This window comes from Yersinia sp. FDAARGOS_228, from assembly GCF_002073315.2.
GTDB lineage: Bacteria > Pseudomonadota > Gammaproteobacteria > Enterobacterales > Enterobacteriaceae > Yersinia > Yersinia intermedia.
In genome coordinates this window covers 517860-539133 of the sequence record NZ_CP020409.2, presented here as the reverse complement: position 1 = coordinate 539133, position 21274 = coordinate 517860, and the positions used below count along the sequence as shown (strand labels likewise).

Here is a 21274-nt window from a genome sequence, read left to right as displayed (position 1 = left end):
AGAAATCGAGGGATGAAGTAGTAGTGGTACTTATGTAGGAAAGTATCTGCATACGTACATTTTTCGCATCGTATGCATTACCAAAACACTAAAAAATTCCGTATATGTAACGTATGCGATGCGAAATGAAAGAGGGCGATTACACTGAAATGCCCTGTAATCGGCCCCTGCGGTGTTTCAATCTCACCTGACCATGAGAGTAAGAAATGCATGCGATTGTAAGAACACTCCAGGCTTAAGAGTAAACCCCATGCTCTATACGCAAAATTAATGAGGCAACCATTAATCTTCCCTCTTCGGTACCAATGGTCTCAGCAGGTGTTTTCCAGCCTAACGCTCTATTGGGGGCGTTGCACCATCTCAAAGTAGCTTCTTGGTTTCCTTCAAAAAGCGCTACAGCTTTTAGATGTAAATCTTTACTGGTCATGATCTGCAATCCTGAACGGCTTTTAGTTCTTTAATTTTGCTGCCAATTAAGGCCGGATAAACGCCAGCAAGCATACCAGTACCATCACCCTGTGCTGCTCTGACTCGCTTTCCGCTTGATAATGGCCAGCGTTTCACGGGATGTTGCTCAGAAAGAAAAGTTACTTTTCCTTTAGTCATATTCTCCCCTTTGCATTAAATTACTCTTCCGCAGCATTCTTCATGATAGCTCGTAAAATTCTGCTGCTTACCATGATGACGTTCAGCCTGATTCACGAAAGATACACTTCTGTGCAGAGGGGTTGCATTGCTGCCCCATGCCTGTTGCGCTCAAATCTCTCCCGTGTGCTTCTGGTGGCTTTGTTACCCTTTTCCCGTTAGCTACCAGGATCACCTTTTCTTATGCCTCACTGATGGGTAGCCAGAAGTCACAGGTAACGCAGCGATCTGCCTGGCAACTAAATTCGCTGAATATTTCGCCGCCGAGTATCGATCAGTTCTGCATTGAGATTTTCGATGATTTTTTCCAGTTCTGTTATTTTTTGTATTGCTTCCTGCAGGGCCATCATTTGCCGGTATTGATCTGCAGCTATCTGTGCATTCAGTTGCTTCAACTCGTTACATTCTTCACGAAACTTACTTTTAAGACGTTCCGCTTCCTGCGCTTTTTCCTTCCATTTGCCCATTCTGCTTGCGGAGCTGCGGAGTGGTACTGAAGGATCAGACTTGTGTTTGAGTGTCGAAATCTTTTCTATAAATTCAGGGTAATAATATGCACTTCCGTTGCTAAGGCCAGCCTCTGTCTCAACGGCCCGGGCACTGAGTTTTCTGGTCGGGGGGATCCGTCGGGTATCGCCGCTCAGAACACGAGCCAGCGCCTCTTCAAGGATTAGCAAGGTGTTATCTCTTTTACTCATCGGTTCTTACCCGGGGTTCAGGCTGGTAAGGAGCGAAACTGACAGAAAAGTCCGTCATGACTTTCTCAGCCGCTAGAATTTGCGTCATGCAGTGAGTAAATTCTGCAACAGAAGCGCCGGGATTATCGGTCAGCCAGCGGGTCAGGTTGTCATGCTTGTTCTTCCACCACATCGCCTGTTCTTCATCGATAATGCTGCCATGTGAGCCGCAATCGACACAGAATGCCGGATTGATAACGCCCCCCATGTCGCAGTCATAGCCATTCTTACAGTAAGCGTGCAGGGTGCCATGAAGCGTAAGCCTTTTTTCCTTAACGTGCTTAAGCAGACTGTCCCAGCACCTGTACACTAGGGGAAGGTCATTGCGCATTTTCATGATGTCCTTGCCGTGACTTCCTGACAATATCCCACTGCCTTTAAACCACGACCAGTATTTATGGGCAATCTGCTCGTCACCGGCGGTGTCTATCATTCTTTGTAAATCTTTATCGATTTCAATACCTTGTAACCTTGAAGAAATACCGCCTTCGCAGTACCATTCTGACATCTGAAGATAGAGGTGTTTAAACTGTTGCTTTATGGCGATAGCATTTCCCAGCCGGTTTTTGATGGTGAAATAAGCGAGTGTTCGTCTGAACTGGTGAGGGGATAGTTTCCACAATCTCCCGGTCTGTACGTGATTCTTTATCCGCTCCCTGCTGTTAGGGTTGGCACGCAGGCAATCGTCATAATCTTCCGGAGTGACATACAGACCTGCCAGCCGGGAAAAATTGGTGAGCCTCAAGGTCCAGCAGGAGATCCGTTTCGGCAGGGTTGAGCGCTGTCCCTGTGACAACCATAAGCATCTGCTAAGGGCTTTTTCACGCGCAGTTGTGGCCGATTCAAGAATTTGATTGCGCAAGTGTTCTGTCAATGCCGCGACGAGCTCGATAACTTTTTGCACAATGGGGGCAACAACCCACTCAGTGTGTTTTTCCCCCATTTTATGGGTTTTGGCTTTTAAAAAATGAAATGTCCTGCCGCTGTGGGTCGCACTATAGTAGCTTTCAGGCGTGAGCTCGTAGAGTTCACTTTCTCGCATACCTGAGAAGGCCGCACAACAGACAAAGCACGCTGAGAGCAGATTTGCCCGATACTGATACCACCATATTCCGTTGGCCCGGGCCGGACAGTCCGGATAGCCGGAAAGTTGTTGCTTAATAATATCTGATGCGTTGTGAGGTGCTAAATACACAGCCTCTTTTGCAAAGCGATGTTTGAACTCAGCACTCCCTTTTTCTTCATTCAGCCATTTCCAGACACCTGCGCGAATTTTTTCGTTTACGGCCTCTTCACCCGCCTCGTAATTTTCCTGGAGTAAACGTTCGGTTTTACCAAGCCTTGCCCGGTATGGCCATGCCGTTTCTACAAGGTTGACTGCGTGATGTAAGAGAGCATCGGCTATCCGCTCGGGTATTGCCAGTGTTTGTTCCCGTTCCGTGGCCTCCGGCCGACAGAGTCGTTTACTCAGATTAATGGGGCTGAAGTTCATCTCCGAGCTGTCATAGCCCATCCAGGGAAATAAACGTCTGGCCTGCTGTACCGCACAAAGAATATGCGTCAATGTTCCTGCGCTTTTGTTCTGAGCCTCGAGAAATGAAAGGAATTTTGCCCATTCAGCAGGAGTGTCAAGAACGCGGATACTGCACAAACTGCGTTCTGCGAGAAAGCGGTAACTCATCTTCAGACCTGATATGCGACCAATGATGGTCGACATTTTGGTCGGAGCACTGTACTGCAGATTTTTCGTGAACATCCATCCGTAACAAATCAGCTTCAGTTCGTTCAGGAGATCCGAATATTGTCGGAATTCCGAGAAATCGATTTTCCGGTGTGAAGAGTTTTTAGTGGTGACCAGTCGTGAACAGTCCCAACTGAGATCGCCAAATTTCGCGATGGTATTTCCGGATTCATCCTTGCACAAAACAACCTCGTCGAGCTTGGCTTGTTGTTGCTGGCTGTGCAGGGCAATAACGTCATGGACTTCAGGGCATTGATGTGCTTCAAGTTCATGAGGCAACAGAATTGCCAGTGTACTTTTTCTCACAGTGCCTCCAGCTTTTCTTTCGGAAGAAAGGCAAGGGGTTCCTGCCAGAGTGGATGCGGGCCGTCATCCATGAGTTTACATGTTGCTTCCTGCAGGACTTTTTTTTCAATCTGGTTGAGGATCTTGTCGACAGCGGAAAGAACTGCAGCATAATTTTTATAAAAATGCTGGTGATCAATATGTCGATAAATACTGTCTTCCAGACATTCCTTAAAACTCATCAGGCACCAGATATCGTTGGGTTCAGCGACAATAATCTGGTGTGGACAGGAGAAGCATTTCATCAAATCCGAGCAGGCGAATTTCTCTGTGGAAAGTAATCCGTGCCTGCGTACCCGTGAGATAAATCGCTCAGCTTGTTCGCTAAACGGGTTTTGGCAATAGCTGCCATGAGCCTGTTTCACAGGTGGAGTATGCATCTTTAGCAGGTTCTCATAAGTGAGAATTTCTACTCCAAGATCCTCTTTCCTTCGAAGTTTTGCCTTGTCTGTGCTTTCTTCATGCCAGGCCTTATCTGCCATCACAGACACGGCATCCTGGATCATGGACTGATTATCAAATTCATTCCCTTCAGAGTAATGACGTCGTACTGTCCGGGTGGTATTTCCGAGAAGTTCCGCGCTTAGCGCGGGACGGTGGTGCAATTGCATCATCTGGCTTCCGGTGGCACGAAAACGGGAAATCGCAGCTCTCAGAATCTCGCCTTTGTCATCTTTCAGGTTAAATGCTTCTTGCAGGAAATTGTTAAAGCGCGTCAGTTCGCCCGCACTCATGGGGGCGACGTGCGAATTCCTGGCGGTTATCAGAAGATGGGGAGGTGTGTCGCCTTCCTGACAGAAAGATATTAGTCGCGAGACTTTCAGCAACATATTAAAAAACTCAAGGGAATATTTCGGAATATTAAGCTCACCATGATCGCCAAACCTGAGTGTGATTATCCTGAAAGAACGTCGTTTAAAGACGGGCATCTGGTACCACTTTTCTTTCGTTGATTGTGTGGTCTCGTCCGGTGTTTGTATGGCCAGTAGCGAAGCGGTGTTTGCCCAGGTGTAGTAGGACATCAGATAAGTTGCTGCGGCCATCATTTTGCTGACGGCCCCGTAAATTTTAATATTCTCCCCTTTCCAGACAAACGTCATGGTCGGCTTAAAGTTGGTCGCATAAAAGTGGCGCTCCGGGTACTTCAGAAATTGGTGGGAGAGTTGTTTGAACAGTGCACGAAGCAGAGGTAATAGCTTTTTTAAATCGTTATCACTATATGCCTTGTGTGGCGTTGCCTGGGATTTACCCAGTGTTGGGAGTAAGTCGAACCAGTGCCCCGGCCTGTTCAGTAGAACGAAGCACTGCTTAATCCCTGAAATCACCTGGGTGCAGGTGCTGTTTCGTAAATGACCTGATTTGTTTTTTTGAACAATGTGATCGCCAAAGGCCATGACGGATTCGTGTGCAAAAACGGGCAATGACACGCTGTCGCAGAATGCGACATACTTTCTCAGATTAGCGATTAGGCCAAACTTTGTTGCATCCGCATAATCGGCATCCCGAAAAGAAACGAACAAAGTATCTGCACTGATCGGGCGCAACACTCGCTGCGAGCCCAGAGAAGGTTTTTTAGCCGGAAATCCCGGGAAATTATAGCAATCAAAGTCAATTGTGGACTCTCTGTTGCCGCCATCGAGAAGCGTCAGTCTCAGGTTTTTATTTTGTTGAGAGGTCATATGTCTGTGCCCCCCTGATGGATTGCTGTGGCCTGCTCCATGACAGTATCCAGCACTGAAAAAGCGAACTTAATTGTTTCATTCATGTTCAGAAAGCGAATATATTTGAACGTAGTGTTTTCATGCTTATGCCCCATCCAGCCCATCAGACAGTCCAGTGCTTCACCTTCAGGCAGGCCGCTTTCCAGTAAATTATGTAGCCGGTAGGTTGCATAGGTACTTCGCAAATCGTGAAAGCGATAGCGAAAGCCCGGGTCCTTTTGGCGTAGCGTGTTACGAAACGCCACCCATCTGGTGTTGAGTACTTCAGGTCGAACAGGATTTCCCTGTTGGCTGATAAAAAGGGGCTCAAATCGGGGAGCGGCTCCACCGGCTAGGGTCCTGGCCCGGGATGAATTGGGGGGAATTGTCTGTGCTGGCTGGGTATGCTTCTGCCATTTGAGCAATCTTGCTGTCCGTCTTTCAGACAGCGCGTAATGCTGTAGCAGGTTCAGCAGCGTCGCTGAAACTTCAATAGTCCGTGTCTTACCAAACTTGGTTTTGACATCGTTGGAAGGGCCAATCGTGACATGAAAACGAGATTTGAGTGCGCTTGCAGGCCTTGCTTCCTGTAACGCATTGACGGTGAAAGTACAGACTTCATTCAGTCTCAGACCACTTTCACAGGCGAGAAGTGTCATCAGGATGAATTCTTGGGACTGACTATTGAGATGAGCAGCCATCAGGCTGAGGTGTTCCATTGACAGCGGTGTTAGTGAGGAAATAGTTGAATTTGAATGCTTGGGGACCCGGATACGCAGATCGCTTGTTTGAACCAGGAGTCGGGGCCGAAGATGTGCCAGCATGTCATTATTCTGGCGTACAACAAATTCAATCTTAAAGGGGGCCTCTTTATTGTTTGAGATGGCCAGGTAGTGATTTTCAATTGCCCAGATATAAAACCTGACCACCTGTCCCATACAACTGTTAGCCGTTGAGAAGGCTATTCTGCCTTCTCTGGCTGCCGCCAATAAATCATCAGATCTGAACCGGTAAGTTGGCTTTAATCGGTTAACCGGAGGAAAAGAGTCCCATTCCAGCCCCTCACGTTCAAGATACTTCCAGTATCGGAGCAGCGCTTTGGCCGCTGTATTGACATCGACGAGTCTGCGGACTGTTTTAAGTTCAAGAAGCCACTGGTTGACGACCTCAACAAAGTGCCCGGTATTATCGTAGAGTGCAGGTATGCCCTGAGGGCAGCGCCCCCCACCGTTGTAACTTACAGACTCTTTGCTGATATATAGTGTTGCGCCAAAAGTAAAACCGGAAGAATGTATTATTCTGGCCATACCCCTTCTCTCGCATACTGTTTAGAACAATTCAATATATCGCTAATATTTGGAAAAAATGTAGGGGTAAGTCTAAAAACGGGCCTTAGCCTTCGGTGGGCATGTCACTGATGATGGTGAGGATACCCGACAGTTTTTCAGCGCCTGCTTCGTCATTAATCTTCGCAAGTGGAAACTCTGCCTACACTGATAGTTCTCGCACCGAGGAAATTTGTCACGGTTGGCTTTTTCGGCTGATCATAGACACAAACTGATCACCCGCATGATAAGGCCCCACCATAATCCACTTCCTTTAAATTCACCGAATCTGACCACTATGTTCAGCCTCTGTAAGCAGAAAATAGCAATGACAGTGAAACACATAACGATGTGTTCATATGAGGTTAAGTAACAAAAAACACTCGAATTATAAATGAATTAGTTATATATTTCACATAGTTATAAATGTTTCGCGATAGACACCACAAATATTCAATATCTCCCTGACTTATGTGACAAAAAAATAGACGGGCCTGTTATTATCAATCATGATTGCCACATCTCTTTGCGGCTTCGGTCACACTTTGCTGCCTGATATTCCCGGATGATTGGTTGGTAATTTAACGAGAAGTGAATCAGTGATGATTATACCGCTTAAAAAATGCACAAAGAAGGGTGAGCCCTACCAGCGCCGTATTGAAATCGAAGATATTCTGAGCGAGCTTGATACACTTGCTGTTGATCAATTAGTTGCCAGGCTTACATGCCCAAATACTCCCATCCCCTTAGAAATACTCATTTATTACTTACGCCATAGCGAGATCAGGCTTGCGCAACAACATCTTCAGCCTGTCTTCACCACGTTCTATGATCGGGTAGAATCAGCGTTATACAGGGCTTTGACCCCTGTACATTTGGCACAAACAGCGTCTATTTGCGATGAAATTACCGGACAACTGTTCGAAATGATCGCGCAGGAACGGAATTCTCAGGAGGACAATATGTACTACTGGGAGGTCAATTTTAACCACGCGCTGTCCAGCTTTCGAACGGATGTGCTGAAAAGAATTGGTCCAGCCCGGGAAACCGACCCTCTCATCAACTATCAACCCTTAATGAGAGAAGATGAGGAAGGTACAGCTCTTCATCCCGAAGTCGAGAATGCCGCTGAACGCTTTTTCAACCCAAACCCCTCATTATTAGATGATGAATCTTTCCGGTTATGCCTGATGGAGGCGATTAACACGCTACCAGAAGATGAAAAACGTGTAGTTGGGTTATTCTTACAGGGTATGCAGATCGAGTCTCTGAACCCGGAAGTGATGACCATCGCAAAAGCGTTAGCATGCACGGACAGAACTGTTCGCAACAGACTGAGTCGTGCTCACGAACTCCTGCGAACCCAACTGCAGAAGGAGGGCTATGATGAAATTTAAAAGCGAAGCGTCCAAAGAAGCCGTATTACACGCGTTTTCAAAGGAAAACAATCACAATGCGGAAACACTGGCGAGTTATCTAAAACGATACCCGGAATACAATGAATCGATTATAGATTTATCTATTGAGTTACTGACAGCGCCTTCTTTCGATAAATTATCGACTGAATCGCAGTCAGATGAGAAGAGCAAAAAAGCTTGGTTAACATTCCAATCCATGCTGAACCCGGATGATCCGGCGTCCGCGATGTCTTACAACATCGCTAATCCGCTGTCTGAAATGAACACTCTGCAGTTTAAAGAATTAGCAAATGACTTAAATGTCACTCGCCTTTTCTTGTCCCGCATCCGCGACAACGCAGTTCAGGTCAGCACGATACCTGCACAGTTTATTAAATTGCTTGCACAAAATCTCAAACTACCCATTGAGACATTACAGGATATATTAACTGCTCCGCCTGCGATTGCTGCCGGGCAGCGTTTTAAGGCCTCAGGGAAACCCAGTGCGGGACAAAAAGTTACTTTTGACGAACTATTAGCTACATCAGGGTTAAGCGAGTCACAGCAGGTGATGTTGAAGGCCATGAAGGACTAATTGCAGAATGGATGCTATTGAAGCAGCCCGACAAACGGCTGAAAGTCTTCACCAAGCAGCGGCAAACCGGGGCTGCAATCTATGCGACCTGCTTGGTTATGTCCTTAATGAAGCCGAGCTACGAGATGTTGAGGTTTATGCTATTTCCGGTGGAGACCCTCAGCTTAACGGTGCCAGGGCTCTTTTTGACAGTCAAGCCAGAGTCATCCTTTACGAGGATGTGGGCAGCAGCTTTGAAAAAGCATTCCTAATCGCACATGAAATTGGTCACTTAGAACTCGAAGGCTCAGAAGAAGATAGCCTGACCAACAACACCGAACATGACCGGGCTTCTGAGGGCCCTGCCACGAGCATTGAAAGTGTCGTCGATTATGGGAGTCATGAGCGGCGGGAAGTAATAATGGACTTATTTGCTCGCGAGCTATTACTTCCCCGCTATCTGATGAGGAGCATGCACGTCGATGAGCACATGTCTTCGCTCGATATTGCAGATAAATACCAAGCCCCTTTGAATGTTGTCCAGCAACAATTAGTTGATGCGCTTTTACTCCCGCTCTGTAAATCAGAATCTAATACCCATTCGAACCCCGTCAGCCCGGTTGATTTAGATAAGTCGCAACAACTTGCTGCAATACATCGCGGTAGCCCGTTTCTGCTTCAAGCCGGCCCTGGCACTGGGAAAACCCGAACATTAGTACATCGTGTTGAATCGTTGCTTGAGGAAGGGGTTGACCCAGGAGCAATCCTGATACTGACATTTTCCAATAAAGCAGCCGGTGAACTACGAGAACGCATTTCATCTAAACATCCTAAAGCAATCGCTACATTATGGATTGGCACGTTCCATTCTTTTGGGTTAGATATCGTTCATCGCTTTCACGATCGCCTTGGCTTGTCTGAAAAACCAGCACTGATATCACGCGATGAAGCAATAGACCTCCTTGAAGACGAGCTCGCATCGCTGGACATTAAGCATTTCCGGAATTTGTACGACCCTGCATTAGATCTGAGCGATATGCTATCAGCCATCTCACGGGCCAAGGATGAGGTGATCGATGCCACTGAGTACACAGCGCTGGCTGAAGCAATGCTGTCTGCAGCTACAGATGAAACTCAAATAATACAAGCAGAGAAATGTCTGGATGTTGCGCTCCTGTATCAGGCATACGAAGCATTACTGAAGCAAAGGGACAGTATTGATTTTGGCGATTTAGTCTCTCTTCCAGTGAAACTGGTAGAAGAAGATGCTGAGGTCAGACGTTCGCTTTCACTACGCCACCAACATATTCTTGTTGACGAATATCAGGATGTAAACCGGGCTTCTGTCCGTTTACTTAAAGCGATATCTGGTGATAGCAAGCGACTTTGGGTTGTCGGAGACGCCAGACAATCTATCTACCGCTTCAGAGGAGCATCATCGACCAACATGGGGCGATTCGCCTCTGACTTCGATGGTGCAACAATCGAAAAACTGGATACTAATTATCGTTCCGGCGGCGAAATTGTCGAGCTATATCGTCTCTTCTCAGAAGACATGAAAGCTTCGGAAGGTGCATTGCCACTTAAGCTCAGAGCTAATCGTGGCAATCTGGGGAATCATCCTGAACTAAGATTAGCGACGACTGTAGATGACGAAATATCATTGATTGCGGGAGCAATTGAAGACAGCCGTTTATCAGGTATGGAATATAAAGATCAAGCTATACTCTGCACGTCGAATAATCGTCTGAGTGAAATTGCCGCCCATCTTGAAAAGCTGGGCATCCCCATTTTGTATTTGGGAAGCGTATTTGAACGCGATGAAATAAAAGACTTACTTTCATTATTATCTTTAGTCACCGACAGACGGGCTTCAGGCCTGATCCGCGCAGCGACAATACCTGGCTATAAGATAGATCTAGGTGATGTCCTCACAATTCAGAACCGCCTTCGTGAAGTCGACTGTCCTCCTCAAGACTGGCTGTCATTAACAGACGAAGACTGCATGGCTGGCAAGCGTTCAGCTGACTCACTTATGCGCCTTTCACGAATTATTGGAGAATTTCAACCATACGATGCTCCTTGGGCAGTTTTAATGAGCCTAGTCATCGATCACATGGGTTGGGCAAAAAAAATATACCAAGCAGGTGATCTACAAAGCCAAATGAAAGGAATTGCTATCTGGCAACTTCTTAATTTTTCCCGCACCCCCATCAAAGGGACGGGTTTTCCAATTGATCGGCTGTTATCAAGAATTCGACGTATTGTATTGTTATCCGAGGATCGTGAAATCAGGCAGTTGCCGCAGTCAGCCCAGGAGATTGACGGGGTACGACTGATGACAATACACGCCAGTAAAGGTCTGGAGTTTAAGGTCGTCCACCTTCCAGGTCTGATCGCTGGCGGTTTACCTGGATCTAATCGGTCACCTCGCTGTCCCCCACCGGATGGATTGATTAACGGTTCCCAGGGTATGACCGGGCTTGAAGCAACGAAGGCCGGCCATGATGAAGAAGAAGAGTGCAAATTCTTCGTAGCCACATCGCGAGCCAAAGACAACCTGGTTCTCTACGCGTCATCAGTTCAGGCTAACGGTAATAAGCGAAATCGTTCAATTTTTATCGATCGTATAGCTTCTTCCCTTATTACCCGAAAAAACCCGCCCCGGAAACAGCTCCGACTATCTGGATCTGAGGTTCTGACGCCGGCCAAAGGAGCATTGTCGCTGACGGACAGACAGATTAGTTTGTACGACAGGTGTCCAAGACGTTTTCTCTACACCCACATGCTTTCGTTAGCAGGAAAACGAAGTGAGAGCGGTTTTTTGAAAATGCATACTGCCATCTACGAGATTTTAGACTGGCTCAAACACCATCATAGCGACTCTTCGCCTGATATGAAGGAACTGGAGGCCCGGTTTAGAGAGTCGTGGCTCAAGAGTGGACCTGTGGACCATAGTTACGCAGATGATTATCTGCGCATAGGTCAGCGTCTGGTCCAATATCTTATGGAGACCCGCCTGGGGCTTAAGCTGGTAAAACCAGAAGTCCTGCAACTGTCATACCCTGAAGGAACGATCATTGTTCTACCCGACGAGGTAACGCTAAATGAGGATGGAACCCATTGTGTCCGCCGTATTAAAACCGGCAAAAAGAGTAGTGATGAATTTGACCGTATTGAATATACGCTCCTGTTAGAGGCAGCAGGGCGTCATTATGGTAAGGATTTCCGGGTGCAGGCCGTACACCTGGCCGGAGAAACCCAAGAGATCGTAACAGTGAGTACCCGTAAGCAAAAAGCGCGCCTCGATAAAGCTCAAACAGCTATAACATCGATAAGTCGTGGCTTTTTCCCCGCAAGTCCGGACAGCCGGGTTTGTCCGCGATGCCCGAACTTTTTTGTGTGTGGCAAAATTCCTATTGATGATTCTGAAAAAAATAAGTGATTTAGCTTTCCGGTTGGTGAATTCGTATCGATTAACCCTCTGAACGGCTCTGAAACCGCATGGTGCGGTTAGCCATCAAGAGGATTACTCGATATGAACAATTCAAACTCACCATCACAAACGTTCGTTGAGCACGAAGATATTGCTCTTTCCCGACGAGAAGGACGCCCGTTGCGCGCCGCTCATCATTACCTTATCGAAGTACTTGACCCTGACTGGCATGGTACTGCTATCGAAATTACCGATCCTGTGCCAACCGGGCGCCAGATTTTAACGGCTGCAGGAAAAAATCCTGCTGAACAATACATGCTTCTGATGGTTGATGAAAAAGGCGTACTCACTGAGGTTAACCTTGAAGATCAAGTCGATGTATACAATCAGGGCGTTGAGCAATTCATTTTCTTCGAGAGCGATCGTCTTTTTTATGCATCACTAAATGGTCAGCGTTTTCCATGGGGACAATCTCACATTCGGGAAAATGTGCTGCGTAAAATAGGAAGAATCCCCGATAACTGCTCTATCTGGCTTGAACATCAGAACCGGCCAGATGAGCTTCTTGAGGAAGGGCAAAGCGTTAATCTTGATGAACCTGGCCTGGAGAAACTGTACACCCGCCAAAAATGCTGGCAGCTCAATGTCCAAGGGGTCATAGTCAACTCTGAGCAGCCAACAATCATTGCCAGGGATGCCCTCAAAGCTGCAGGTTTTAACCCTGATAAGGGCTGGATTTTGGTGCTTAAGGTTAAGGGTGAGCCAAAGCAGACTATTGCTATGGATGACGTTATAGATCTGAGAAAACCCGGCATTGAAAAACTGCGCCTTACCCCTGCAGAAATCAATAATGGCGAAGCGGTTGTCACTTTTTCCCAGGATTTCTCGTTACTTGAGAAGGACAGCACCTACCTTAACCAGCAGAACTATGATTGGGAAACTCGTCTCGCAGGAGCTCGTCGCTGGCTGATTATTCATGGCTACCCCCTACCCGGGGGTTACAACCACGAGCAAATCAATTTAGCCGTTGAAATCCCTACCATGTATCCAGATGCTCAGTTAGACATGTTCTATGTTTACCCTGCGCTTACTCTTAACAATGGGCAAATTATTCGTCAGACTGAATGTCAGGAAACGATTCTCGGTAATGCCTATCAGCGGTGGAGTCGCCATCTTAATGGGGCTACACGCTGGAATCCACAAACGGATAGTGTTACGACCCATCTGGCTGTAGTCGAAGAATCGCTTCTGCGGGAGGTGGAATAATGAAAGTCGTAAACCATGACTCTCGCGTCAGACTTGCTCTGAGTGAGAACCATCACAAAACGCTACATCAGCATCTTTTCCCTGGGGACGGCCTGGAGGCCGCGGCCATTATCCTGTGCGCACAAAGTTCTGTATCTCGCTATGTCGTCAAAGACATACTGCTAGTTGATCATTCGACATGCCGTATACGCACCCACGATTTCATCAGTTGGCCTGGCGCCTCTATTGAAGATGCCATTGATATGGCTGAGCAGCACAATTTATCCATAATACTCATGCACTCTCATCCTGGAGGGACATTGGTATTTTCTGATATGGATAATGGCAGCGATCGTGAAACCTTACCGGCTTTATTCGAAGCCAGCGAACGGTCAGACGTTCTTCATGGCTCGGCCATTATGACTTCCGACGGAGCAATTCACGTGCGGTTTTATAACAGCCAGCTGGAAATTATCACCGTTGACTCAGTACATTGTGCTGGTGACGATCTGAAATTATGGCGGCTCACTGAATATGACGGACTCCAGCCGCGCCCCATGGCCTTTTCATCACAAATGGGTAAAGATCTACGCTATCTTACCGCTTGTGTCGTAGGGGTATCAGGTACAGGGTCAGTCGTCGCTGAGCAATTGGCTCGTCTCGGGATCGGGCGGCTTATTCTTATCGACTTTGACGAAATTGAATTTAAAAACCTCAACCGCATTCTTAATTCCACGATCGAAGATGCGAGCAATGCCGTAGCCAAAGTTACCAGCATGGCAGCAGCACTCTCTGCATATCGTAGTGACATCGAGGTGGTAACGGTTAAAGCCAGTATATCCACTCGCGAAGCCATAAATTCTGCAGGTATGGCTGATGTACTGTTCTGTTGCGTGGACAGCTTCGAAGGTAGACAGATGTGCGATCGCATCGCCGCGGCTTTCTTACAACCATTGTTTGATGTAGCCGTTACCATTCCTACCAGACAAACTGAAAACGGTGCAACAATTGGGGATGTATGTGGCCGTCTGGATTATGTTAAGCCCGGAGGAAGTACACTAGCGGATCGTGGTGTTTATACACCAGAAACACTTCGCCGGGAGTACCTTCAAAAAGTTGCCCCCTGCGAACTAGATGCACAGGTTGCAGAAGGATATATCAAAGGTATAGCGGATGAGGCACCTTCAGTGATAACTCTCAATATGCGGGCTGCCAGCGATTGCGTGATGGAGTTCATTGCCCGAGCATACCCGTTTCGCCATGATCCAAATAGCAAACGAGCTCGCACAATTTTCTCACTTGCAGCCAGTGACGAAGATTTCATCAGCGCTTCAGACTTTGAGTGTGCACCAAACCATCATCTTGGCCGTGGATTAATTGAGCCGCTGATGGGTATGCCGATTTTTAACAAGGAGGTGCACTAATGCGTTGGCCCCACTGGATTTTAAAACTGAAAGAATCTCTGTTACCTCCCCGGCGCGTCATTATCGTAGAGGGGGACACTCCCCCATTGAGGCTCCCACGTCGCAATTTAATCCTGGCGCGAGAAGACAACGAGGATTGGGCGGTGGCGTTTCACTGTCCTTGCGGATGTGGCAAGCGACTTGAGTTACTACTGCTCAAAGAAGCCAGGCCCAGTTGGTCAATTATGATTGATCAGAAGGACATTCCAACGCTGCATCCTTCAGTGTGGTTGCAAAACGACTGCAAATCTCATTTCTGGCTGCGAAATGGAAAAGTGATTTGGGTCAGCTAATCGTACCTGGGATTATTCACGTCAGGCTGCCGAAATAACATAGGAAAAAAACGAGCGTCGGCTATTTGTGCTGCGTATGCGTATAGTCCAATAGTCACAGGCAAAGTGGATAACAACCTTTCCCGATTAGTCCTGTCGGTCGGCAAATCGTACTGAGATCTATTCATAATACCAGGATAAGAAAAGTTGCAACGCTCTATAAGTTTGTAGAATATGCCGGATAACACGTAGCAATCACATAAGGATGAAAGGAAACTGCCCAGAATTAAGCTGCACAGATGTGACATAATTCGGTACATGGAAGAATGGAAAAGTGAGCAAAATAAAAATTATAGTGTTGAGTTCGACATCGCTTGATCCGGTAGGTCCATTCGATATCTTTCAACATGGGCGCCCTTGCTGTGCGATAGAATCTCCTCATGCATACCTAGGGCGACAAGAATCTATGATGTTGTTTCAGTTGATAGCTCAGTCAGAACAGGATAAGGCTGCTAATCAGTTTTTTACTAAAAAAGAACTACTGCCGGGCTTGTAAATAATTACTCATTCATTTCATTATTAACTTACACTGAAAGGACTAAAACTTATATTATTGAAATAACCATAATCAGGATGGTTAACTATAAAAATTCTCACAGATACTGATATCTTCTGGTTGTGGAACGTAGATCTCTGAGTCCTGACCTTCGCTCGAGGGTTAGGGGTTAGGTAAAATTTGAGCACACAATGAGCGTGAAATTGTTAATTCTATGCATCATGTTTTAATCTGTGAAGTCGAATTTCATCCATATTTACTGACGAATTAATGATGCCAACTCCTCCCGCTTTTCCTTTAAAAGTGACCGAATAATTTTATTCTTATCAGCGTAGATCTCTTTGTTGTTTTTTTTCTGTGTCCAGCCAATGCGTTTTTGGCGCGAGTCGTAGTTGAATAGACTTATCAGAAATTCCCGTTTATTTTCCCCCAGAATAGAAAAGAGTATTTTCTCCGGGCTGTTGTCCGGGAAAATTACATGTTCATGTGAGTTGTTATGTAATGCGATAGCTTTTAGTTTGGTGAGTTCTGCAACATCCAAAACATCCTTATCACAAGAAACAAGATTTGAGATATAGAAATCGGCGCCAAACTTATTACTTGTATTACTGAACCAGTCCATAACACGAAACATGAACAAATCCCAAGCGCAACCATGAATAATACCAAGTGAGTCAGGATGACGACAGTTGACTTTGCGAAGTTTCTTTGTTAATTGGCTATTATTTCCATTAAAAAGAATATCTGCACAAACAGCAATCTCTCGTAGCATCATTACTTGCAATTTTTCATCCATAAACTGAATAAGTTTTTCAAGTTTATGTTCATTGTTATCATTCGTGGCGATGTCCAGTATCTTAGTTTCTATTAGCAACAACTCGGTCAACGCAAATTGATGATCAAGGGAATTGAAATCCCCATTCTTATGCTGCGAAAGGAAGCTTTCAAACAATGGAGCAATGCTTTCTTCACATTGTTCCAAAAAATATTTTTTGTACATTTCCCGCCAGGACTCATCCAGCGGACCCGCAATTTGTGATAACGCTGTCATGACCGCAAAAGTTTTTCTTCCATATTCAATGTTTTCAGGTCTGGAGTCAAAATGCTTTCTGTTTTCAAAAAGATATAAGTAAGGATTGATATTTCGATAATCTATCCCTAAAGACTGTATTCTCCCCAGTTGCTTTCTTAGCTCTGGACCAAATTTTTCTTTATATCCTAATGAATAAATGAATGAGGCCGCATTAGAATCGAAGTATATTCCAGTTCCTGCAATATAGGGAACCACGCCTTCTTTTCCTGCCATGTTCGCATCAATAACCCATAGGGATTGTCCTCTGAAAATGGAGCAAATTCCAGCTGCGCCATTGACGACTTTGTTTTGTAGCTTAAAGGGACCATGGTCATTATTAGAAGCATAGATGATTCGCCAGTCCTTCAACAAATCGAAGTGCTGCTCATAAATGTTAAGTGCTTCAAGTGGGGAAGACGTAGCAGTTATTTGATTAAATACACACTGTAGTTCAAAATCATCCATTGAAATACCTTTTCTCCACAGACCCTAAAAGTAGGGGGGTGCCCATTTTTCTACGAAGACAACATCATTTTATTTCAGAATAGGGGACAGATGTCTTCTCTTTGAGCAACTGTAGTAACTGTGCTCTTTGCTCAGTATTCATGCGTTCGATTAAGCATGCCAGTTCTGCAGAAACGTCATCGACGCAAAAAAAGTAGTGAAGCGGAACATCCAGTTCTCTTGCCAGGCGCTGGAGTGTCTCGATATCGGGCGTATGTCTTCCTTTCTCATAGTGGTTCATACGGCTACTCGCAGAACCCGGATCAAAGCCGATAAGTATCCCCAAGCCTCTCTGAGAAAGACCTGCTCGCATCCTTGCCTGCCGCAAGCGTAGTGGGAAGGGATTTTCGCCTGACACGTTGCCATCTTCTGAGACCCAATTAGACTTAGATTTTCTAAGTTTCCTCCGTCCCTGTATACTTAGCAATCCTATGCACTAACGAAAGCGATTTTAATGATTCAGCCCGATATCAATATTCCCTATGCAATGAAATATGCGCTGGTTGGCGCAGAAGACAAACCTTTTACTGTCAATGAATTAGCTCAGATTTTGCTTGAGGAAGTTGATGGTTTCAATGATGAGAAAAAAACCAGGTCATATGTGTATGCGCATCTTCGGAGGCTGCAATTAGCCGGAATATTGACCAGAAAGCGGCAAGAAAAAGTTATGCAGTATGAGTACTGCAAGACAGATTTTTACCAGTTCAACGACGTGGAGCCTGCTTCTGTGCATTCTGCTCCAGCCAGTAATGAGCTATCTCAGGTCTTTGAGCAGCAAAAAGCACGCTATGAGACAGAACTGAATCAGGCTATTGGGGAGAAGGAAGTTCTGGAAGATTTACGACCAGCATTGAATAGCCTGAAAGCGGATTTTGCGGGGCTTTTTCGCGACATCGACAATAAAGTCCAGAGGCTTACAGGCAAGATTAATGCTGTTGATAAGCTTTATAGCCAGATTTCTGGCTAGAGTTGGTATCGTGGAAGCTTGTTGGATGCATAGGCTCAGGATGAGCACTCCAAACTAACCCCGGACTCTTACGGATCTGCATTGCCCAATTAGCTATATGAATTATTTGACCGTGTAAACGCGTCACAAAATCGTCGTCCAGGCACCCCAATTTAATAAAGTAAGAGTGCTGTAAGCCTCGACCTGACAGCATAAAAAAACTGGCGTTTTAGGCCAGTTTTTCAGCGTTAAAAAAGGTGTAGGGATGGGTTTTCTACACTAACCTGTCATGGTAACAAACTCTTCCGCGGCGGTTGGGTGGATAGCGACGGTGTTGTCGAAATCTTTCTTGGTTGCGCCCATTTTCACGGCGACGGCAAACCCTTGCAGGATTTCATCCATACCGAAACCGATACCATGGATACCAACAATCTTCTCTTCCACCCCTACGCAGACTAATTTCATCCGGGATGGCTGGCGGTGCTGAGTCACTGCGCTGTACATGGCGGTGAAGGAAGATTTGTACACTTTCACCTGATCGTCGCCAAACTTCTCGCGTGCTTGCGGCTCAGTCAGGCCAATAGTACCGATTGGCGGATGGCTGAATACGACGGTTGGAATATTACTGTAATCCAGATGCTCATCCGGCTTGTTATTGAACAAGCGTTCAGACAAACGGCGGCCCGCAGCCACGGCTACAGGGGTCAGTTCAACCGCACCGGTGTTGTCCCCGACGGCGTAGATACCTTTGACGTTAGTATTTTGGAACTTATCAACGTCGATATAGCCTTTGTCATTGGTTTTGACACCGCTGGCAGACAGATTGAGGTTGTCAGTTGATGGCTCACGGCCAATGGCCCAAATCAGGTGGTCAACGGTGACTTCAGTGCCATTTTCCAGTTGCAGCGTTAGGCTACCATCGGCGTTTTTAATCACCGCTTTTGGTATCGCTTCGGTATGCAGTTTTGGCCCTTCGGTGTTCATCACTTCAAGCAGAGTTTCAACAATCAGCGGATCAAAAGTACGCAATGGTGCATGTTTGCGGACAAACAGATGGGTTTCTGTACCTAACCCATTGAGCACCCCGGCGATTTCTACCGCGATATAACCTGCACCGACTACGGCAACTCGCTTTGGCATCTCGTCTAATTCGAAGAAGCCATCGGAGTCGATCCCGTATTCTGCGCCAGGGATATTCGGGTGACTTGGGCGGCCACCGGTGGCGATCAGGATGTGATCAGCAGTGATTTTTTCACCGTTCACTTCCACAGTATGCGCATCAACAAAACGCGCGAAACCATGAATAACATCCACTTTGTTATTACCTAAACCGCGTTCATAAGACTGATGGATACGATCGATGTAAGCAGTACGGTTAGCGATCAGCTTTTTCCAATCGAAATGATTCACCGTGGTATCGAAGCCGTAATCTGGGCCATACAAATGAATCGCTTCTGCAATTTGCGCGGCATGCCACATCACTTTTTTCGGCACGCAACCGACGTTGACGCAGGTGCCACCAAGCTGTTTAGCTTCGATCAGCGCACACTTTTGGCCGTACATGGCAGCCCGGTTGATCGACGCGATCCCACCACTGCCACCGCCAATTGCCAGATAGTCGTAATGTTTGGTCATCAGAATCGTTCCCACGTTGTTTAAAATTTGCCTAACAGTTTAACGCTTACCCGCGTTTTGTCGCAAAGGTTGCGTCAATGGCTCTGATAGGCAATTTATTTAGGAAAGAATTATTCCAGTGCTATCTATACCAAAATAATTCGAGTTGCAGGAAGGCAGCCAACGCATCTGCAACTTGATGTATGAAGGGTATATTATTCTGGCACTACCCATTTCACCAGTGTATGACCATGGCCCGATGGCACCAGCACGTTGTGCAGCCACGGCAACAAGGTATTCATTTGTTGTTCCAGCTTCCACGGCGGGTTAATCACAATCATGCCAGATGCGGTCATACCATGTTGGTCGCTGTCTGGGCGCACTGCCAGCTCAATTTGCAAGATACGGCGGATGCCGGTGGCTTCCAGATCCCGTAGCATGCGTTTGATTTGCTGACGTAAAACCACGGGATACCATAATGCATAGGTACCTGTTGCAAAGCGTTTATAGCCTTCCTGAATACCTTTCACCACATCCTGATAATCCGTTTTCATTTCATACGGTGGATCAATCAGAACAAAGCCCCGGCGTGATGATGGGGGTAATTGTGATTTAAGCTGTTGATAACCATCGGCACGCTGAACTTTAGCTCGCTCATCTTTAGCAAATTCATTGCGCAGCAACGGGTAGTCGCTTGGGTGCAGTTCAGTCAGATGAATTTTGTCATCTTCACGCAATAAATGGCGAGCGATTAACGGCGAACCGGGGTAATAACGCAGTTTTTCGCTACGGTTAAAGTAATTGATAACGCTCATGTATGGCGCTAGATCAGCAGGTAAATCATCACGTTGCCACAGTAAGCCGATGCCATCAAGGTACTCCCCCGTGCGCTCGGCATGCTCACCGCTTAATTGGTAGCGACCGGCTCCGGCGTGGGTATCCAGATAAAGGAACGGTTTTTCTTTTTCCTTCAAAGACTCAATAATCAGACTTTGAACGGTATGTTTAAGAACGTCGGCATGGTTGCCGGCGTGAAAACTATGGCGATAACTTAACATTTTATTTTAACCAATTGATATTCTAATTTAAATCAAGGATTTAGCGAGAATATATGCTGTAGATTGTGGCAGTGCTTTTTATCTGTGGATGCGACAAACACCCTGGTGAGAAACCGCAGCCAGCACATTATGGCAACTAGTATAAACTGTCTGGTGGATAAAAACTGAATTGCATTAATCTGTGATGAATACCTGATCTCACCTCAATGGATATAATAATGACTAACAAGATAATTGCTGAGCACTACCCAGACGCTTTGCTCTGGTCCTTTGGCGACAGTTCTGAGATGGCAGATGAATTGGCGCAATTGGTCATCAACGGCGCTAAAACAGCGACTTGTTGCTCCTATCGTGCTTATAAATCAGAAGCTTCGCCCAGTGTTGGTGATTACAATGTCATTCTCGATGGCCGAGGCACACCGGTTTGTGTCATTAGAACCATGAGCTTAACGCTGGTCCGCTATTGTGATGTCACCGCAGAAATGGCGGACAAAGAGGGGGAGGGAGATAAAAGCTTGGTTTATTGGCAGACCGGGCATCGGGCCTTCTTTGAACGAGAGGGTGATTTCTCCCCTGAGATGCTATTGGTCTTTGAGCAATTTAAGCTGGTTGAGGTTTTTGCTACACCAGCAGTGCGAGCTTGA

General features: G+C 46.3%; 18 protein-coding genes. 8 read left to right on the top strand and 10 right to left on the bottom strand.

Annotation, left to right across the window (positions count from 1 at the left end; translation table 11 throughout):
* Positions 1-235: 235 nt before the first annotated feature.
* From A6J67_RS02500 to A6J67_RS02475, 6 genes are all read right to left on the bottom strand, one after another.
* Positions 236-427 (bottom strand): MbcA/ParS/Xre antitoxin family protein, encoded by a 192-nt coding sequence (locus A6J67_RS02500; RefSeq protein WP_226967875.1) that lies wholly within the window; start codon positions 425-427, stop codon positions 236-238.
* Positions 424-606 (bottom strand): hypothetical protein, encoded by a 183-nt coding sequence (locus A6J67_RS02495; RefSeq protein ID WP_080608042.1) that lies wholly within the window; start codon positions 604-606, stop codon positions 424-426. The genes A6J67_RS02500 and A6J67_RS02495 overlap by 4 nt, the downstream gene beginning before the upstream one ends.
* Positions 607-884: 278 nt before the next feature.
* Positions 885-1343: a hypothetical protein gene (locus A6J67_RS02490; protein ID WP_080608041.1), complete on the bottom strand. Its 459-nt coding sequence runs from the start codon at positions 1341-1343 to the stop codon at positions 885-887.
* The gene (locus A6J67_RS02485; protein ID WP_080608040.1) at positions 1336-3429 is read right to left on the bottom strand and encodes a hypothetical protein; all 2094 of its coding nucleotides are present in this window, start codon (positions 3427-3429) and stop codon (positions 1336-1338) included. Before A6J67_RS02485 ends, A6J67_RS02490 begins: the two co-directional genes overlap by 8 nt.
* On the bottom strand, positions 3426-5147 hold the full coding sequence (locus tag A6J67_RS02480) for a hypothetical protein (protein ID WP_080608039.1): 1722 nt from the start codon (positions 5145-5147) through the stop codon (positions 3426-3428). Before A6J67_RS02480 ends, A6J67_RS02485 begins: the two co-directional genes overlap by 4 nt.
* Positions 5144-6475, bottom strand: coding sequence for a site-specific integrase (locus A6J67_RS02475; protein WP_080608038.1), 1332 nt, complete (start codon positions 6473-6475; stop codon positions 5144-5146). Before A6J67_RS02475 ends, A6J67_RS02480 begins: the two co-directional genes overlap by 4 nt.
* Before the next feature lie 617 nt (positions 6476-7092).
* Between A6J67_RS02475 and A6J67_RS02470 the strand changes: the two genes are divergently transcribed.
* The 6 genes from A6J67_RS02470 (at position 7093) to A6J67_RS23920 (ending at position 14901) form a co-directional block, all read left to right on the top strand.
* Positions 7093-7890 carry a sigma factor-like helix-turn-helix DNA-binding protein gene (locus A6J67_RS02470; RefSeq protein ID WP_125461911.1) on the top strand — a complete coding sequence of 266 codons (798 nt, stop codon included), beginning with the start codon at positions 7093-7095 and terminating at the stop codon, positions 7888-7890.
* Entirely contained in the window at positions 7877-8485 is a 609-nt protein-coding gene (locus A6J67_RS02465) for a hypothetical protein (RefSeq protein ID WP_125461910.1), read from the top strand. Before A6J67_RS02470 ends, A6J67_RS02465 begins: the two co-directional genes overlap by 14 nt.
* A gap of 7 nt (positions 8486-8492) precedes the next feature.
* Positions 8493-11909 (top strand): UvrD-helicase domain-containing protein, encoded by a 3417-nt coding sequence (locus A6J67_RS02460; RefSeq protein WP_080608035.1) that lies wholly within the window; start codon positions 8493-8495, stop codon positions 11907-11909.
* A gap of 93 nt (positions 11910-12002) precedes the next feature.
* Complete coding sequence (locus tag A6J67_RS02455) at positions 12003-13166, top strand: multiubiquitin domain-containing protein (RefSeq protein WP_080608034.1); 1164 nt, start codon at positions 12003-12005, stop codon at positions 13164-13166.
* Positions 13166-14569: a ThiF family adenylyltransferase gene (locus A6J67_RS02450; RefSeq protein ID WP_080608033.1), complete on the top strand. Its 1404-nt coding sequence runs from the start codon at positions 13166-13168 to the stop codon at positions 14567-14569. Before A6J67_RS02455 ends, A6J67_RS02450 begins: the two co-directional genes overlap by 1 nt.
* Positions 14569-14901: a DUF6527 family protein gene (locus A6J67_RS23920; RefSeq protein WP_080608032.1), complete on the top strand. Its 333-nt coding sequence runs from the start codon at positions 14569-14571 to the stop codon at positions 14899-14901. Before A6J67_RS02450 ends, A6J67_RS23920 begins: the two co-directional genes overlap by 1 nt.
* A gap of 791 nt (positions 14902-15692) precedes the next feature.
* On the opposite strand, the gene A6J67_RS02440 is transcribed toward A6J67_RS23920, so the two are convergent.
* Together A6J67_RS02440 and A6J67_RS02435 are read right to left on the bottom strand one after the other, a co-directional pair.
* A complete protein-coding gene (locus tag A6J67_RS02440) occupies positions 15693-16973 on the bottom strand; it encodes a hypothetical protein (protein ID WP_080608031.1) in 1281 nt (426 codons plus the stop codon).
* Positions 16974-17037: 64 nt separating this feature from the next.
* Positions 17038-17370, bottom strand: a complete 333-nt coding sequence (locus A6J67_RS02435; protein ID WP_080608030.1) for a helix-turn-helix domain-containing protein — start codon at positions 17368-17370, stop codon at positions 17038-17040.
* Between the two features lie 96 nt (positions 17371-17466).
* Between A6J67_RS02435 and A6J67_RS02430 the strand changes: the two genes are divergently transcribed.
* Positions 17467-17979 carry a hypothetical protein gene (locus A6J67_RS02430; RefSeq protein WP_080608029.1) on the top strand — a complete coding sequence of 171 codons (513 nt, stop codon included), beginning with the start codon at positions 17467-17469 and terminating at the stop codon, positions 17977-17979.
* A 258-nt stretch (positions 17980-18237) separates the two neighbouring features.
* On the opposite strand, the gene gorA is transcribed toward A6J67_RS02430, so the two are convergent.
* Together gorA and A6J67_RS02420 are read right to left on the bottom strand one after the other, a co-directional pair.
* Positions 18238-19593 carry a glutathione-disulfide reductase gene (gene gorA / locus A6J67_RS02425; protein WP_080608028.1) on the bottom strand — a complete coding sequence of 452 codons (1356 nt, stop codon included), beginning with the start codon at positions 19591-19593 and terminating at the stop codon, positions 18238-18240.
* A 194-nt stretch (positions 19594-19787) separates the two neighbouring features.
* On the bottom strand, positions 19788-20630 hold the full coding sequence (locus A6J67_RS02420) for a 23S rRNA (adenine(2030)-N(6))-methyltransferase RlmJ (protein WP_005187093.1): 843 nt from the start codon (positions 20628-20630) through the stop codon (positions 19788-19790).
* Positions 20631-20848: 218 nt separating this feature from the next.
* On the opposite strand from A6J67_RS02420, the gene A6J67_RS02415 reads away from it, so the two are divergent.
* On the top strand, positions 20849-21274 hold the full coding sequence (locus A6J67_RS02415; protein ID WP_050297625.1) for an ASCH domain-containing protein: 426 nt from the start codon (positions 20849-20851) through the stop codon (positions 21272-21274).